This is a genomic window from Mesorhizobium sp. B2-3-10 (assembly GCF_006442275.1).
In the GTDB taxonomy this organism is placed as follows: domain Bacteria; phylum Pseudomonadota; class Alphaproteobacteria; order Rhizobiales; family Rhizobiaceae; genus Mesorhizobium; species Mesorhizobium australicum.
The window spans coordinates 104,403-121,350 of the sequence record NZ_VFVT01000007.1; the positions used below are offsets into that span (position 1 = coordinate 104,403).

General features: G+C 63.4%; 16 protein-coding genes. 9 read left to right on the top strand and 7 right to left on the bottom strand.

Annotated features, from left to right (window positions below; all coding sequences use genetic code 11):
- The first annotated feature begins 219 nt into the window (after nt 1–219).
- From FJ943_RS20785 to FJ943_RS20825, 9 genes are all read left to right on the top strand, one after another.
- The gene (locus FJ943_RS20785; protein ID WP_140724386.1) at nt 220–1,419 is read left to right on the top strand and encodes a 2-aminoethylphosphonate--pyruvate transaminase; all 1,200 of its coding nucleotides are present in this window, start codon (nt 220–222) and stop codon (nt 1,417–1,419) included.
- 24 nt (nt 1,420–1,443) lie between these two features.
- Nucleotides 1,444–2,700 (top strand): phosphonoacetate hydrolase, encoded by a 1,257-nt coding sequence (gene phnA / locus FJ943_RS20790; RefSeq protein ID WP_140724388.1) that lies wholly within the window; start codon nt 1,444–1,446, stop codon nt 2,698–2,700.
- Nucleotides 2,701–2,966: 266 nt separating this feature from the next.
- Nucleotides 2,967–4,424, top strand: coding sequence for a phosphonoacetaldehyde dehydrogenase (gene phnY, locus FJ943_RS20795; protein ID WP_140724391.1), 1,458 nt, complete (start codon nt 2,967–2,969; stop codon nt 4,422–4,424).
- Between the two features lie 73 nt (nt 4,425–4,497).
- Nucleotides 4,498–5,856: an aspartate aminotransferase family protein gene (locus tag FJ943_RS20800; protein WP_140724394.1), complete on the top strand. Its 1,359-nt coding sequence runs from the start codon at nt 4,498–4,500 to the stop codon at nt 5,854–5,856.
- 2 nt (nt 5,857–5,858) lie between these two features.
- A complete protein-coding gene (locus FJ943_RS20805) occupies nt 5,859–6,872 on the top strand; it encodes an NAD(P)-dependent oxidoreductase (RefSeq protein WP_140724397.1) in 1,014 nt (337 codons plus the stop codon).
- Between the two features lie 250 nt (nt 6,873–7,122).
- Nucleotides 7,123–8,151, top strand: a complete 1,029-nt coding sequence (locus FJ943_RS20810; RefSeq protein WP_140724400.1) for a 2-aminoethylphosphonate ABC transporter substrate-binding protein — start codon at nt 7,123–7,125, stop codon at nt 8,149–8,151.
- 32 nt (nt 8,152–8,183) lie between these two features.
- The gene (locus tag FJ943_RS20815; RefSeq protein WP_140724403.1) at nt 8,184–9,329 is read left to right on the top strand and encodes an ATP-binding cassette domain-containing protein; all 1,146 of its coding nucleotides are present in this window, start codon (nt 8,184–8,186) and stop codon (nt 9,327–9,329) included.
- Nucleotides 9,322–10,182: a 2-aminoethylphosphonate ABC transporter permease subunit gene (locus tag FJ943_RS20820; protein ID WP_140724406.1), complete on the top strand. Its 861-nt coding sequence runs from the start codon at nt 9,322–9,324 to the stop codon at nt 10,180–10,182. Before FJ943_RS20815 ends, FJ943_RS20820 begins: the two co-directional genes overlap by 8 nt.
- A gap of 2 nt (nt 10,183–10,184) precedes the next feature.
- On the top strand, nt 10,185–10,982 hold the full coding sequence (locus tag FJ943_RS20825) for an ABC transporter permease subunit (RefSeq protein ID WP_140724409.1): 798 nt from the start codon (nt 10,185–10,187) through the stop codon (nt 10,980–10,982).
- A gap of 11 nt (nt 10,983–10,993) precedes the next feature.
- On the opposite strand, the gene FJ943_RS20830 is transcribed toward FJ943_RS20825, so the two are convergent.
- From FJ943_RS20830 to FJ943_RS20860, 7 genes are read right to left on the bottom strand one after another with little or no spacing between them, the layout of a single operon-like run.
- Complete coding sequence (locus tag FJ943_RS20830) at nt 10,994–11,443, bottom strand: MaoC/PaaZ C-terminal domain-containing protein (RefSeq protein WP_181174606.1); 450 nt, start codon at nt 11,441–11,443, stop codon at nt 10,994–10,996.
- Nucleotides 11,440–12,516: a Gfo/Idh/MocA family oxidoreductase gene (locus tag FJ943_RS20835; RefSeq protein ID WP_140724415.1), complete on the bottom strand. Its 1,077-nt coding sequence runs from the start codon at nt 12,514–12,516 to the stop codon at nt 11,440–11,442. The genes FJ943_RS20830 and FJ943_RS20835 overlap by 4 nt, the downstream gene beginning before the upstream one ends.
- Nucleotides 12,509–12,838, bottom strand: a complete 330-nt coding sequence (locus FJ943_RS20840) for an L-rhamnose mutarotase (RefSeq protein WP_015319057.1) — start codon at nt 12,836–12,838, stop codon at nt 12,509–12,511. Before FJ943_RS20840 ends, FJ943_RS20835 begins: the two co-directional genes overlap by 8 nt.
- 9 nt (nt 12,839–12,847) lie before the next feature.
- On the bottom strand, nt 12,848–13,960 hold the full coding sequence (locus tag FJ943_RS20845; RefSeq protein ID WP_140724418.1) for a mandelate racemase/muconate lactonizing enzyme family protein: 1,113 nt from the start codon (nt 13,958–13,960) through the stop codon (nt 12,848–12,850).
- A gap of 5 nt (nt 13,961–13,965) precedes the next feature.
- The gene (gene ugpC, locus FJ943_RS20850) at nt 13,966–15,063 is read right to left on the bottom strand and encodes a sn-glycerol-3-phosphate ABC transporter ATP-binding protein UgpC (protein ID WP_140724421.1); all 1,098 of its coding nucleotides are present in this window, start codon (nt 15,061–15,063) and stop codon (nt 13,966–13,968) included.
- 4 nt (nt 15,064–15,067) lie between these two features.
- Nucleotides 15,068–15,934, bottom strand: a complete 867-nt coding sequence (locus FJ943_RS20855; protein ID WP_140724424.1) for a carbohydrate ABC transporter permease — start codon at nt 15,932–15,934, stop codon at nt 15,068–15,070.
- A 2-nt stretch (nt 15,935–15,936) separates the two neighbouring features.
- Complete coding sequence (locus FJ943_RS20860; RefSeq protein WP_140724427.1) at nt 15,937–16,833, bottom strand: sugar ABC transporter permease; 897 nt, start codon at nt 16,831–16,833, stop codon at nt 15,937–15,939.
- Between the last annotated feature and the right edge of the window lie 115 nt (nt 16,834–16,948).

The following is a 16,948-nucleotide window of genomic DNA, read 5'->3' on the forward strand; positions in this document are numbered from 1 at the left end:
CCCTGCTATGCAAAAGCCGGAAACAAACGATTCGGTTTATGTCTTGGAATGGGCCTGCCGGGTTTCACGAAGCTGTCACGAGCGCCATGCAGCTTCTGCTGTCTGTATCGGATCATCACTGAAATCGATACGTCGATACAAAATAACGATTTTACAAATATATGCCCTCAGCCAACAATGGCGCCAGATCAAAAAAGCAGCGACCTGTCGGAGGACATCATGCTCGCCGAAACGAAATTTGCCGCGGAGCCGCTGACCAGGCCGGCGCTGGGCGAGCCCTATCTGTTGACCCCCGGGCCGCTCACCACGGCCTATTCGGTCAAGCAGGCGATGCTGCGCGACTGGGGATCGTGGGACGGCGACTTCCGCGCCATGACATCAGACATGCGCCGCCGCCTGCTGGCGCTGACCGGTGACACCAATGGCGAGTTCGACTGCGTGCCGATGCAGGGCTCAGGCTCGTTCTGCGTCGAGGCGATGCTGGGGTCGTTCGTGCCCAGGGATGGCAAGGTTCTGGTGCTGGCCAATGGTGCCTACGGCCTTCGCGCCGCACAGACCATGCAGTATCTCGGCCGCGCCTATACGCTGATCGACAAGGGCGATTACCTGCCGCCGCGCGGCGACGAGGTGGCGGCAGCGCTCGAAGCCGACCACGCCATCACCCACGTCATCGCCATTCATTGCGAGACCAGCTCCGGCATTTTGAACCCGGTCGCCGAGATCGCCGAGGCGGTGCACACCAAGGGCCGCAAGCTGCTGGTCGATTCCATGAGCGCGTTCGGCGCCGTCGCGCTCGACGTCAACGAGATCCGCTATGAGGCGATGGTCTCGTCGGCCAATAAATGCATCGAGGGCGTGCCCGGCTTCGGCTTCATCATCGCCCGCAAGAGCGAACTCGAGGCAGCCAAGGGGCGCAGCCATTCCCTGTCGCTCGACGTCCACGCGCAGTGGGCGCACATGAACAAGACCGGCCAGTGGCGCTACACGCCGCCGACGCATGTCGTCGCCGCTTTCCTGGAGGCGCTGCGCCAGCATGAGGCTGAAGGCGGCGTCGCCGGCCGTGGTGCCCGCTACACCAGGAACCGCGACGTCATGGTGTCGGGCATGCGCGAACTCGGCTTTGAGACATTGCTCAAGGACCGCTGGCTGTCGCCGATCATCGTCACCTTCTTCAACCCGGCCCACGCCAACTTCGCCTTCGATCGCTTCTACGAACTGATGAAGGACAAGGGCTTCATCATCTACCCCGGCAAGCTGACGGTCGTGGACTCCTTCCGTGTCGGCTGCATCGGCCAAATGGACGAACATGTCATGCGTCGCGTCGTCGAGGCGGCGGCGCAGTCGCTTGATGAAATGGGCGTCGACACCGCCGCTCCACCCGCCGCGGCAATCGCCGAGCGCGCCAAACTCGCCGCCTGAAGCGGCCGATTTCGAGGATTTTTGATGAACCAGATGTCTCCCATCAACGTCGCGGTCAACGGCCGCACCTACGCCTGGCCGCGCGTGCCGGCGATCGCCATCTGCCTCGACGGCTGCGAGCCGGCCTATCTCGATGAAGCGATCAAGGCCGGGCTGATGCCGGCCCTGGTCAGGATCAAGGAGAAGGGCACGGTGCGTTTCGCACACTCGGTCATTCCGAGCTTTACCAATCCCAACAATTTGTCGATCGCCACCGGTCGCCCGCCCTCGGTGCACGGCATTTGCGGCAACTATCTCTACGAGCGCGAGACCGGCAAGGAAGTGATGATGAACGACCCGCGCTTCCTGCGCGCGCCGACCATTTTTCAGGCCTTCTATGATGCGGGCGCCAAGGTTGCCGTTGTCACCGCCAAAGACAAGCTGCGTGCGCTGCTCGGCAAGGGTCTGTCTTTCGACGAAGGGCGCGCGCTGTGCTTTTCGGCGGAGAAGTCCGATACGACCACGGTTGGCGAGCACGGCATCGACAATGCCTCGAAGCATTTCGGCCTGCCTGTGCCAGAAGTCTATTCGGCCGAATTGTCGGAATTCGTCTTCGCCGCCGGCGTCCAGTTGCTGAGGGAATTCCGCCCCGACATCATGTACCTGACGACGACGGACTATGTGCAGCACAAATACGCACCGGGCGTGCCGCAGGCCAACGCCTTCTACGAGATGTTCGACAAGTACCTGACCGAACTCGATGCGCTGGGCGCCGCGATCGTTGTCACCGCCGACCATGGCATGAAGCCCAAGCACAAGGCCGACGGTGCGCCCGACGTCGTCTACGTCCAGGACCTGCTTGACGAATGGCTGGGCAAGGATGCCGCCCGCGTCATCCTGCCGATCACCGACCCCTATGTCGTGCACCATGGCGCGCTGGGCTCTTTCGCCACCGCCTATTTGCCTGATGGCGCGGACCAGGCGGGCATCATGGCGCGGCTGGCCAAGGTTGACGGCATCATGCTGGTCGTCGATAGCCGGACGGCCTGTGAGCGCTTCGAACTGCCGGCTGACCGCATCGGCGACATCGTGCTGGTCTCGACCGAGAACAAGACGATCGGCACATCGGAACATCGCCATGATCTGGCGGCGCTGAACGAGCCGTTGCGCTCGCATGGCGGGCTAACCGAGCAGGAAGTGCCGTTCATCGTCAACCGCGTGCTACCCGATTTGCCTGATGAGCCGGCGCTGAGGAACTTCGACGCCTTCTACTACGCCACGCTTGCCGCGGCGCTCGCGTGACGGATGGGTCGGGTGCCGGTAGGTGTCGCCTCCATGATGGCGCTGGTCGACCCCCACTCCGTCGAGCTTCGCTCGACACCTCTCCCCCGATCGACGGGGGAGAGGAAATCAGGCGAGGTCGGCGCCACCACGCTTTTAGGCTAAGCCGCCGCTAGCCCTGGCGGCCTTCCTCTCCCCCGTTGATCGGGGGAGAGGTGGCCCGAAGGGCCGGAGTGGGGGTCGACGCCTCGCCGCGACGTACCCAAGAATCTGCCGGAGCAGAGCACATGACCAAGCTTGACCCTGCCATCAAAGTTCGCCACGAGCCGATGCGCATTGCCGGCAAGAAGGTCGATGCCGGTGGTGTTGTCGAGGTGCGTTACCCCTGGAACGACACCGTCATCGGCATCGTCCCCGCCGGCCGCGCCGAACACGCCCGCCAGGCGTTCGAGATCGCTGCAGGCTACAAGTCGAAGCTGACGCGCTACGAGCGCCAGCAGATTCTGTTCCGCACGGCGGAAGCACTGGCGTCGCGCCGGGAAGAAATATCCGATCTGATCACGCTCGAGCTCGGTATCTCCAAGGCCGACTCGCTCTACGAAGTCGGCCGCGCCTATGATGTGTTCACGCTGTCGGCGCAGATGTGCATCCAGGACGATGGCCAGATCTTCTCCTGCGACCTCACCCCGCACGGCAAGGCGCGCAAGATCTTCACCACGCGCGAGCCGCTGAAGGCTATCTCGGCGATCACGCCATTCAACCATCCGCTCAACATGGTCTCGCACAAGGTGGCGCCGGCCATCGCCACCAACAATTGCGTGGTGGTGAAGCCGACCGAACTGACGCCGATGACGGCGTTGGTGCTGGCCGACATTCTTTATGAAGCCGGCCTGCCGCCGGAAATGCTTTCGGTGGTGACCGGCTGGCCGGTCGACATCGGCAACGAGATGATCACCAACGAGAATATCGACTTGATCACCTTCACCGGCGGCGTGCCGGTCGGCAAGATGATCGCCCGCACCGCCGGTTACAGGCGCCAGGTGCTGGAACTCGGCGGCAACGATCCGCTGATCATCCTCAACGATCTCTCCGATGACGATCTGGCCAAGGCCGCCGATCTGGCGGTCGCCGGTGCGACCAAAAACTCCGGCCAGCGCTGCACGGCGGTCAAGCGCATCCTCGTCCAGGAAAGCGTCGCCGACCGCTTCGTGCCGCTGGTGCTGGAGCGGGCGAAGAAGATCCGCTTCGGCGATCCGATGGACCGCTCGACCGATCTCGGCACCGTCGTGCACGAGAAGGCGGCGGCGTTGTTCGAAGCGCGCGTCCACATGGCGGCCGAGCAGGGGGCTGAGATTCTCTACAACCCGGGTCGTCAGGGTGCGCTGCTGCCGCCAATCGTCGTCGACCGCGTGCCGCACACATCCGAACTGGTGATGGAAGAAACGTTCGGGCCGATCATCCCGATCGTGCGCGCGCCGGATGACGATGAAGCACTGATCGCGTTGTCCAACTCGACCGCCTTCGGCCTGTCGTCGGGCGTCTGCACCAATTCGTTTTCCCGCATGCAGAAATACATCGCCGGCCTGCAGGTCGGCACGGTGAACATCTGGGAAGTGCCGGGCTACCGCATCGAGATGTCGCCCTTCGGCGGCATCAAGGACAGCGGCAATGGCTACAAGGAAGGCGTCATCGAGGCGATGAAGAGCTACACCAATGTGAAGACATTTTCGCTGCCTTGGTCCTGACCGGATCACATAAGCTGGCGGAACAAACCGAGGGAGCGTCCCACGCTCCCTCATTCGCATTTCGGAGACAATGATGGCCGCGATATCAGAGCTTGTGCATACCGAAGGCGATTCCAACACGACGGCGGCGCGCGGCCGCTGGGATGCGGGCCAGGACGATCCCCGCATTCGCGGCCTGCTCGATCGCGATGCCGCCGCGTTCATGCACCAGAGCCTGTCCAGCCCCTGTCTTTCGACGATCGCTAGGGCGGAAGGCATCTGGATCGAGGACACCGCCGGCCGCCGCTTCATGGATTTCCACGGCAACAGCGTGCATCACCTCGGCTACGGCCACCCGAGATTGGTGGCGGCGATCAAGAAGCAACTCGACGACCTCTGCTTCGCGCCGCGCCGTTTCACCTGCGAGCCCGCCGTCGAACTGGCCGAAAAACTGGCCGCGCTGGCTCCCGGCGATCTCGGCAAGGTGTTGTTCACCACCGGCGGCTCCGATGCCATCGAGGTCGCGCTGAAGATCGCGCGGGCGGCCACCGGCCGTTTCAAGACGGTGTCGTTCTGGGATGCTTTCCATGGCGCCGGCTTCGGCGCGGCCAGCGTCGGCGGCGAGGCGACGTTCCGCTCGCATATATCAGGCCCAATGATGACCGGCACCGAGCATGTCGCGCCCTGGGATGGCTATCGTTGCCCCTATGGCCACGATAGCCTCGAGGCATCGGGGCTCGCTTGCGCCAACATGATCGCCTATGTGCTCGGCCGCGAGCAGGACGTGGCGGCTGTCGTTGCCGAGCCGATGCGCGCGACGCCCAATCCACCGCCGCCCGGTTTCTGGAAGCGCGTGCGCGAGGCCTGCGATAGGCACGGCACGCTGCTGATCTTCGACGAGATTCCGACCGGCCTCGGCAAGACCGGAAAATTTTTCGCCCATGAGCATGACGGCGTAACGCCCGACATCGTTGTCCTCGGCAAATCACTCGGCGGCGGCATCCTGCCGATCGCCGCCGTCATCGCCCGCCGCGACCTCGACGTCACCGGCGGCTTTGCCATCGGTCACTACACCCATGAGAAAAACCCCGTGACGACGCGTGCGGCGCTGACGACCATCGACATCATCCTGGAAGAAGGACTGGTCGAACGTGCGGCCGAGCTTGGCCGGCATATGCTGGGACGCATGCAGGATCTGATGGGGCGCTCGCCCCATGTCGGCGACGTCAGGGGCAGGGGATTGATGGTTGGCGTCGAACTCGTCGAGGACCGGGCCTCGCGCCAGCCCGCGCGCGATCTTGCCGAACGCGTCTTCTATGCCTGCCTCGAACAGGGGCTGAGCTTCAAGGTCAGCCACGGCAACGTGCTGACGCTGTCGCCGCCGCTGGTGATTTCGAAAGCCGATCTCGACCGTGCGCTCGACATCGTCGAACGCGCCGTGTTGACGGCCTGACCGTGAAAGCCGTCCGCACCGACCGCGAGCTCGAATGCCCAGGCATCGATGCCGGCTTGCGGGCAAGGGGCGTCGAGCTGGTAACGCTGCCGGATGGCATCCCCGAGGCGGAGCTCAAAGCCGCGATCGCCGACACCGATCTGCTCTTGATGTGCTACACGCCAATCACTGCGGGGGTGATCGACGCGGCGCCCAGGTTGAAGGGCATCGTCAAATATGGCGTCGGCATCGACGCCATCGATATTCCCGCAGCGATGCGGCGTGGCATTCCCGTGGTCAACGTGCCCGACTATGCCGAGGAAACCGTTGCCGAAGGCGCCTTCGCGCTGATGATTGCGCTCGCCAAGCGGCTGCCGGGGATCACCCAGGCAATGACGCGAGACGGCTGGATCTGGCCCGAACAGCGCTGGCTGGGACGCGATATATCAGGCGCCACGCTTGGGCTGGTCGGCTGCGGCAAGATTGGCCGCAGCATGGCGCGCATGGCCGGCCAGGGGTTTCGCGCGCGCGTCGTTGGTTTTGATCCCGGTGTCGATGCCGCGACGATGCGCGCCGCCGGCATCGAGAAGGCCGACGACCTGCACGCCATGTTGCGTGCCTGTGATTTCGTTTCGTTGCATTGCGTGCTGAATGACCAGACACGCGGCCTGATCGGCAAGCATGAGCTCGCCTGCCTGAAACCGTCGGCCATCATCGTCAATGTCTCGCGCGGTGCGCTGATCGATGAGGCGGCGCTCGTCGAGGCGATCGTTGCCGGTCGCATCGGTGGTGCCGGGCTCGACGTCTATTCGGTCGAGCCGCTGGCGAGGTCAGGCCATCCGATGAGCGCATTGTTCGGTCGCGACAATGTGATCCTGTTTCCGCATCTTACCTTCTTCACCTACGAGGCGATGCGCCGGCTGGAAGACGACACGCTCGCGCGCTGTTTCGAAATTCTCGAAGGCCGGCCAGTGACCATCCGCTCGCATGATCCGCGATTGCGGGCGCAGACCGCAGGCATTGTGTTCGGCCGATAACCTATATTTTCAAACCGGTAGCCGCCATCGGCGCAGCATATTTGTATCCACGACATCGATGCGACAGTTCCATGACAAATATCAGAGAAAGTTTGCGTCTCATAAAATAAATAGATTTTACTTATCGATGCCCAATCCCCAGAGTTGTCACAACGAAGACATCCAACCGGCTCAACGTCCGCCAGAGACCCAAAGGCCGGTTGGTCCTAGTGCATCGCAGAATGTGCCTTCAATCAAAGGGGAACTGGTTATGAAATCAAGAAACGCAACCATGGTCGGGGCCTTCGCCGCATTGCTCGCATCGGCGGCTCTCATTGGGCCGGCACTCGCCGACGGCGTCGTCACCGTCTACTCCGCCGATGGGCTGCATGATGGCAATGGCAGCTGGTACGAGACCGAATTCGCAGCCTTCACCAAGGCCACCGGCATCACCGTTCAGTATATCGAGGCGGGCTCGGGCGGCGTCGTCGAGCGCGTCGCCAAGGAAAAGTCGAACCCGCAGGCCGACGTGCTGGTGACCTTGCCGCCCTTCATCCAGCGCGCCGCCGCGGACGGTCTGCTGCAGGATTACAAACCCGAAGCCGCATCCCAGATCGACGGCGGCACCGACAAGTATCGGCCGCTGGTCAATAACTACATGAATTTCATCTACAACAGCGCCGTGCTGTCCGAAGCGCCGAAGAGCTATAACGATCTGCTCGATCCGAAGTTCAAGGGCAAGATCCAGTACTCGACCCCCGGCCAGGCTGGCGACGGGACGGCCGTCATGCTGCAGATCATCCATGCCTTTGGCGGCGAGGATGCCGGCTTCGAATTCATGAAGAAGCTGCAGGACAACAATGTCGGCCCGTCCGCCTCGACCGGCAAGCTGACCGCGCTGGTCAACAAGGGCGAGCTGCATGTGGCCAATGGCGACCTGCAGATGAACATGTCGCAGATGGCAGACAATCCCAACATCAAGGTGTTCTGGCCCGCTGGCCCCGATGGCACCCGCTCCACCTTTGCGCTGCCCTATGAAATCGGCCTGGTCACCGGTGCGCCAAATAGCGACAACGGCAAGAAGCTGATCGACTTCCTGCTGTCCAAGGAGGCACAGTCGACTGTAAGTTCCGTTGCCCTCGGCATGCCGGCCCGCAAGGACGTGACGCCGTCCGACGCCAATTTCGCCAAGCTGCAGGAGGCGATGAAAGGCCTGACCATCTGGTCGCCGAACTGGGACGAGGCGCTGAGCAAGCTTCCCGACTACGTCAAGAAGTGGAACGAAGCGACCGGAAGTTGATCCGCACGGGAAGCAATCCGGAGAACAATGCCATGTCGGCCGCCGCCTTCACGGGCCCTAGTGTCACGGACATCGACGCCGCGAAGGTTCGCGGCGCCGGCTCGAACGTCCACTTCGACAAGGTCGTTGTCGCCTATGGCGCCCATGTCGTCCTGCATCCGCTGACCCTCGACATCGCGCCTGGCGAAATCCTGGCGATGATAGGCCCGTCCGGCTCCGGCAAGACGACCGCTCTGCGTGCCGTTGCCGGCTTCGTGCGACCGGCAAGCGGCCGCATCCGCATCGGCGCCACCGACGTCACCGATCTGCCGCCCTATGAGCGTGGGCTCGGCATGGTGGTGCAGAACTACGCGCTGTTCCCGCATATGCGGGTCGAGGACAACGTCGCCTTTGGCCTCAGGGCACAAGGCGCCGACAAGGCGCTGATCGGCGAACGGGTGAAGGATGCGCTCGCCACCGTCGGCATGGCGACGTTTGCCCGGCGTTATCCGCGCGAGCTTTCGGGCGGCCAGCAGCAGCGCGTCGCGATTGCGCGGGCGCTTGCCGTGCGGCCGCGCGTGCTCCTGCTTGACGAACCGCTTTCGGCGCTCGACGCGCAGATCCGCCGCAACATGGTCGAGGAGATCGCCCGTCTGCACCGCAGCCTGCCGGGCCTGACCATCCTCTACGTCACCCACGACCAGACCGAGGCGCTGACGCTTGCCGACAAGATCGCCATCATGCGCGACGGCAGGGTCTGTTCGCATGGGCCGACGACGGAACTCTACCGCCGTCCGCCAAACCGCTTCACCGCCGAGTTTCTCGGCCGCGCCAACCTTCTGCCGGTGACGGTTGCCGAGGCTGCCGGGCCGAAGGGCTTTGCCACGGCCAGGCATGGCGATGCCGTGCTCACCGGTGCGGGTCGCGGCGAGAATGTTGGCGACAAGAGCCTGCTTTGCATCAGGCCGCAGCATCTGAGCCTGACGGCCGACAGCGAGCACACCAACCGCGTTGTCGGCACGCTCAGGGAAGTGCACTGGCAGGGTGAACTCACGCATCTGGTGCTCGATGTCGACGGCACGCCGGTGCGCGTCTCGGCAACGAAGCTGCCAATGGCCTTGCCGGAACCTGGCACAGAGGTGCCGCTGTTCTTTGCGCCGGCCGATACGTCGCTTCTTCCGGAAGACGCCGGTGTCTGAAGCGCTCGCCATTGGTATGCCGACGGCCAGAAAGCGAGAGCCGGGCCGGCTGTGGATCGTGCCGCCGGCAGCCCTGCTGGCACTGCTGTTCTTCTACCCGCTGGCGTTGATTGTACGCCAGGCCTTCCTCGACGACAGCGGCGTCGCCAATGTCGCCGAGATCGTCCGCGTCCTGCATTCGCGCTTCTTCCTCAACGCGCTGTTCAACACGGTGACGATCTCGGTCACGGCGACGGCCGGATGCCTGGTCGTCGGCCTGGTGCTGGCGCTGATCCTTGCCTTCGTGCCGTTTCCAGGCAGCGGCTTCATCGCCAGGCTGATCGACACTTTCATCGCCCTGCCGACCTTCCTGGTGACGCTGGCCTTCACCTTCCTTTACGGCTCCGCCGGCATGCTCAACTCCGGGCTGATGGAAGCCTTCTCGCTGCCGCTGCCGCCGGTCGATTTCCTCTATTCGACATGGGGTGTCGTGCTGGCCGAGGTCACGGTCTACACGCCCTTCATCCTGCGGCCGCTGCTTGCCGCCTTTTCGCTGGTCGATCGCGGCCAGATTGAGGCGGCAAGCGTGCTTGGCGCGCGACCGTTCCGCATTGTCCGCCAGGTCATTCTGCCGGCGGCGGTCCCCGCGCTCATCGCCGGCGGCAGCCTCTGCCTGCTCCTCACCGTCAACGAATTCGGCATCGTCCTGTTCATCGGCGCCAAGGGCGTCATCACGCTGCCGCTGCTGATCTATGGCAAGGCGATCCAGGAATCGGCCTACCAGGTCGCCTGCATCATCGCCGTGGTCAACATAGCCCTGTCGCTCGGCCTGTTCGGCCTCTACCGCTTCGCCGCCGGCCGGTTGGGAGTCTAGCGATGCTGGTCTGGTCGCGTTCCGGTCGCTTCGTCATCTGGGTGATCTTCGCGCTGATCTTCGGCGTGCTGTTCCTGGCGCCGCTGGCGGTGATCCTGCTGTCCAGCCTCGCCGACCAGTGGAACGGCGTGCTGCCCAATGGCTTGACCACGGAGCACTACACCGATGTCGCGCGCGGCGCGGCCTGGAACGCGGTCAAGGCCAGCCTTGTCACCGGCTTCGCGGCAAGCGCGCTGGCGCTGGTCAGCGGCACCTGGGCAGCACTTGCGCTGCGCATCCAGGGCGCCACGCTGGCGAAGGCACTCGGCCTCCTGTTCTTCATCCCGAGCGCGGTGCCTTCTGTGTCCGTCGGTCTTGGCCTGCTGGTTGCCTTCAGCCATCCGCCACTGCTGCTCAACGGCACGATCGCAATCGTCATGATCGCGCATTTCGTGCTGATCTCGGCTTTCACCTTCGGCAATGTCTCGGCCGGGCTTGCGCGGCTGTCGCCCGACTTCGAGCAGGTCGCGTCGAGCCTCGGCGCACGCCCTGCCTATCGGCTCCGGCATGTCACGCTGCCCTTGCTCGCACCCTATCTGGTCGCGGCCTTCGGGCTGAGCTTCGCGCTGTCCATGGGCGAGCTTGGCGCGACCGTGATGGTCTATCCGCCGGGTTGGGTGACGCTGCCGGTGTCGATTTTCTCACTGACCGATCGCGGCGACATCTTTGCCGGGGCGGCGCTCACCATGATCCTGGTGGCGGCAACGCTGGTCCTGCTGCTCGGTCTGGAGCGCATCACCAAGCGCGCTACCGGCGCATAGCGGACATTGCCTCAGGCCGGCTGGCGTTCGACGATGTAGATGTGGTCGGCCGCCAGCACCACCTCGCCGCGCTGGTTGATCACTTCGCAGCGCTCGATCACGCGTCCGGAACCCGGTCGCTTGGGGTCGTCCTCCTTGGCCGCGATGGTGGTGCGTGTGCGGATCGTGTCGCCGATGAACACGGGCTTGATGAAGCGCAGCCGGTCGTAGCCATAGGAAAAGGCGACGGGATTGATGACCGTTGCCGTCAGCCCGATGCCGACCGAGAACACCAGCGTGCCATGCGCGATGCGCTGGCCGAACGGCGTTGTCTTCATGAACTCGGCGTCCATGTGGTGCGGGAAGAAATCGCCGGTGTGACCGGCATGGACGATGAAGTCGGTCTCGGTAATCGTGCGGCCGCTGGTCAGCCGTGTCGAGCCGATCTCGTAATCCTCGAAATACTGGATCTGTTCCATCAGGGCCTTTCCGCGACCGGCGTCGCCGGCGCCGCGCTCGAACGATAGGCGGCTTCCACCAGCGCCATTGTGTTCCATGCATCCTCGACCGAACTGATCAGTGCTGCGTCTTCGCCGGATGCAAAGCGCTGAACATTTGCCATGCGCCCGACAAAGGCGTCGGGAAACCACTCGCCGGCCAAGGGCACCGCGATCCAGTCCGATCCGCCCTTCGGATAGATTTCCAGAATGTCCGGCTCGCCCCGGGGATAATCGAGATTGAGACCGAGCTTGAGATAGGCGGCACCCTCGGTGCCGCAGACGCGAAATTCGCAGGCCTGATGCCGGCGCCCGAACTTGTGGTCGTGGTTGATCGATAGCGCGCAGCGCACGGTGTCGCCATAGTCGAGAATGGCGCTGGTGCGCGTCTGCGCCACGGAATGATTGGGATGGCCCAGCGTCTTGGCATGCACGCCCTTGGGGTCACCGAGCAACTGCCGGATCAGGTCGAGATAGTGGATCGAGTGCATGGCGATCTCGACGCGCGGCGCCTTGAGCAGGAATTCCCACAACTGCCACGGCGTCGCCAGCGCCAGCCAGGCGTCGAAATCGACGACCTCGCCGAGCCAGCCCTTGGCGATGGCGTCCTTCAGCGCCAGCATCATCGGCGCGAAACGGAGCTGGAAATTCACCGCCGCCTTGAGCTTCTTGGCGCGGCAGATTTCGAGGATTTCGCTTGCCTCGCCGAGATAATTGCCCATTGGCTTCTGGATCAGGGCGACCGCACCGCCGGGCAGAGCCTTCAGGATATCGGCGTGCCGCCCCGGTGGCGTTGCCAGATCGAAGATCGCGTCCTTAACTCCGGCGGCTTCTTGCACCGAGCGGAACGCCGTCACGTCCCATTTATCGGCCAGGGCTTGCGCCTTGGCCTGGTCCGGATCGTAAAGACCGGCGATCGGAAATCCCGCTTTTCGGTAGGCCGGGAAATGCGCGTCGCCGACAATCGACCCTGCACCGAAAGTGACGATCGGTCGGGGTCGTGAGGGTTTGGCCCAGGCCTGGACGAGTGAGGCAGGGTCGAAACCGGCCTCAGTCATGGTGGAAGACCTCGTCCATCGAAGCCCACCATTCACCCTCCTTGCGGGTCGCAAGCGGCTCCTGGCAAGGTATGCAGACGGCCCACCATTCCTGCGTCCTCGGATCGGCCGCCATCTTGGCCATGTCGGCCTCGTAGTCGGTGCCGTGGTATTCGAAGGTGCTGAACAGCAGGTTCTCCGGCCGCTTCAGGTAAATGGAATAGTTCTTGATGTTGCATGCCGAAATCATGGTCAGCACGTCAGGCCAGACGGCGGCATGGAGGCGAACATAGTCCTCGACCTTCTCCGGCTTCAGCCCAAGCACAAATCCCATCCGCTGCATATCAGCTCCTTATGTCGTGATCGCCGTGGTGAATTCGGCGATGCTCATGGCCTTGACCGCGTCCCAGTCCCAATCGATGCCGATACCGGGCTCGTCGGGCGCCAGCGCATGCCCATCCTCGATGCGCATGTGCTTGCCGGTCAACTGGTCGAGTTGCGGAATGTACTCGACATACCTGCCGTTCTGAACAGCGCAGGTCAGGCTGACATGCAATTCCATCAGGAAATGCGGGCAGACTGGAATGTCGAAGGCCTCCGCCGCATGGGCGATCTTGAGCCAGGGCGTGATGCCGCCGATGCGGCCGACATCGACCTGCACGATCGAGCAGGCGCCTTTCTGCATGTATTCGCGGAAGTGCCTGACGGAATAGAGCGACTCGCCGATGGCGATCGGCGTCGGCGTCGAATTCGACAGCCTGATATGCCCGTCTATGTCGTCGGCCGGCAGCGGCTCCTCGATCCAGGCGAGATCGAGTTCTCGAAGCCTCGCCGCACGCCGGATCGCCTCGTCGACGGAGAAACCCTGATTGGCGTCGGTCATGATCTCGTAGCCGTCGCCCACCGCCTTGCGCACCGCCGACAGCCGCGCGAGATCCTCGGAGCCATGCGGCCTGCCGATCTTCACTTTCGAGCCGCGAAACCCCTTGGCCTTGGCGGCCACGGCATCGTCGACCAGCGCCTGCGTCTCGATGTGCAGCCAGCCGCCTTCTGTCGTGTAAAGCGGGCAGCGGTCCTTGGCGCCGCCAGCGAGCTTCCATAGCGGCAGGCCCTGTTTCTTCGCCCTGAGGTCCCAGAGCGCTGTGTCGATCGCCGCGATGGCGATTGCCGTGATGGCGCCGATCGTGGTGGCGTGGGTGGCGAATTCGAGATCGTGCCAGATCGCTTCGATCATATCAGGATCGCGGCCGATCAGGCGCGGCGCCAGGTGGTCGGACAGAAGCCGCATCACCGACGAGCCGCCGGTGCCGATCGTGTAGCTGTAACCGGTTCCGACCGCGCCGTCGGAATCGGTGATGGTGACGATTGGCGTCTCTTGGCTGACGAAGCTCTGGATCGCGTCGGTGCGTTTGACCTTGGGCACAAGGTCGACCATGCGCAATTCTATCTTTTCGATCTTGGCCATGTCGGTCAGCTCCGCAATATCTTTCCGGTCTCAGCGGCAAACAGATGCGCCTGCGACAGGTCGAGGCTCATGGCGACGCGCTCGCCTGGCTTCAGCGGCCTGGGGTTCAGCATGCGAGACACCCAGTCACTGCCGTTGAACTCGACGAACACCAACGTCTCGTTGCCGAGCGGCTCGGTGACGGTGATCGGCAGTTCGATCTGATGCACGTCGGCCGCGCCGCCGGAGCTGATACCATGGCCGGTCGGATAGATGTCGTCTGGCCGCAACCCGAACACGACCTTGGCGCCGCCAGCGACGTTGGCCTTGAACTGACCGGGCAGGGGCAGCTTGGCGCCGCTGGCGAAAACCAGCTGGCCGTCGTCGACCGTCGCCTCGTGCAAACTCATCGGCGGTGAGCCGATGAAGCCGGCAACGAAGCGCGTGGCTGGCCGGCGGAACACTTCATCTGGGGTGCCAACCTGTTCGATATGTCCGTCGCGCATGATAACGATACGATCGGCAAGCGTCATCGCCTCGACCTGGTCGTGGGTGACGTAGATCACCGTCGATTGCACCTTGGCGTGCAGCTTCTTGATCTCGGTGCGCATCTGCGTTCTGAGCTTGGCATCGAGATTGGAAAGCGGCTCGTCGAACAGGAAGACGTCGGGGTCGCGCACGATGGCACGACCCATGGCGACGCGCTGGCGCTGGCCGCCGGACAGTTGCGACGGCCGACGGTCGAGCAAAGCATCGAGCCCCAGGATAGCCGAGGCCTCGGCGACGCGGCGATCCATGTCGTCCTTGGCGGCGCCGGCGATCTTCAAGGAGAAGCCGAGGTTTTCGCGCACCGTCATATGAGGGTAGAGCGCATAGGACTGGAACACCATCGAGATGTTGCGCGAACGCGGCGGCAAATCGTTGACGACGCGCCCGCCAATCTCGATCGAACCGGCGCTGATCTCTTCCAGCCCGGCTATCATGCGCAGCGTCGTCGACTTGCCGCAGCCGGAAGGACCGACCAGCGCGATGAATTCGCGGTCGGTGATGTCGAGGTCGATGCCATGCACGATCTCGATATTGCCGTAGCGCTTGGTCAGCTTTTTGAGGGAAACCGTTGCCATGAGATCAGCCTTTCACCGCGCCGGAGGTCAGGCCGCCGACAAGGTGCTTCTGGACGATGAAAGTGAGGGTGAGCGCCGGAATGATCATCACCACGGCGAGCGCGCACATGCCGCGCCAGTCGATGGTGAACTCGGCCGTGTAGTCGAGCAGGCCGACCGGCAGCGTCTTGGCGCTGACCGAGCGGGTCAGTTGGGAGGCCAGCGCGAACTCGTTCCAGCAGGTCAGGAAGGCGAAGATCGCGGCCGATGCGATGCCTGGTCCGGCGAGCGGGAACTCGACCTGCCAAAAGGCCTGCCAGCGCGTGCAGCCGTCGATTTGTGCTGCCTCGGCGAGATCCTTCGGCACCTGGCGAAAGAAGCCGTCGATCAGCCAGACGGTGAAAGGCACGTTGAGCGCGACATAGGCAAGGATCAGCCCGAAATGCGTGTCGATGATACCGAGCCGCACATAGAGGAAGAACAGCGGCAGCGACAGCGCGATACCGGGCACCGTGCGTGTCAGCATCAGGCCGAGGAAGACGCTCGATTTACCGCGAAAGCGATAGCGCGCGAAGGCATAGCCGCCCGCCATGCCGATGGCGACCGCGATCACCGTCGAAGTCACCGATATGATCAGCGAGTTGCGGAAATATTCGATGACAGGGATGCCGCCCTTGCCGATGCCTGAGAACATCGCGACATAGGCGTCGAACGAAATATCCTGCGGGATCCACACCGGCGGCTTGGCCATGATCTCGACCGTCGGCCGCAGCGACGACAGGACGATCCACAAGCCCGGCAGGCAGATGGTCAGCATCGCCAGGAACAGGCCGATGCGATAGACGATATCAAGCAGCCTGCGCTTAAGGCGGGCGGAAGAATTCTCGTCCATCTTCACCACTCCGCGCCGATTTGCGTGCGCGCCGCGGCGAGCTTGTTGAAGAAGTAGACTGTGAAGGCGATCGACAGCAGGATCGAGAAATACGCCATGGCGTTGGCCATGCCCATGCGCCCGTCGCTGTAGGCGGTGCGTGCGACCAGAGTCCACAAAAGCTCCGTGCGGCCGGCCGGACCGCCATCGGTCATGATCTTGACGATGTCATAGGCACGCGCCACGTCGAGCGAGCGGATGGTCATGGCGATGTAGGCGAAGGGCATGACGAACGGCCAGGTCACATAGCGGAAGGTCTGCCAAGGCGTGCAGCCATCGACGCGCGCCGCCTCGATCGGCTCCTTGGGCATGGCGAGCAGCCCGGCGAGGATCAGGATGGCGAAGATCGCCGTCGACGACCAGATCTCGGCAACCGATATGGCGATGAAGGCGAGGTGGCCCTCGATCAGCCACGGAATGGCGTCGCTGGTGATGCCAAGCGACTGCAGCGCATTGTTCACCAGGCCGATATTATCGTTGAACATGAACTTGAACTGGAAGCCGACGAGGATCGGCGAGAACATCATCGGAAACATCATTAGCGTGCGCAGGATGCGCTGCCCGCGCGTCGCCTTCTCAACCAGCATGGCGAGACCAAGGCCAAGCAGCATTTCAAGATTGAGCGCGATGGCCAGCAACAGGACGGTACGGCCGAATGCCCACCAGAAATCGGTGTTGGCCAGGATCGACAAGTAATTCCTGAGGCCGATGAAGACGAAGAACGTCTCGGGCTTGGTCAGGCGGAACGGCGTGAAGCTTGAATAGAGCGACAGAAGCAGCGGCACCACGACGACCGCCGCCAGAACGACGATGGCCGGAAGCAGCAGCAGGAACGGCGCGGATGGCTTGAGGCCCTTCATCGGGCTCCTCTGGTGTCTGGCATTCAAATTTGGGCAGAGGCCCGACATGATGAAACGGGCAACGCCGGCAAAAGGCGATCGCCTCCCCCATTCACGATGGGGAAGGCAATCTTGG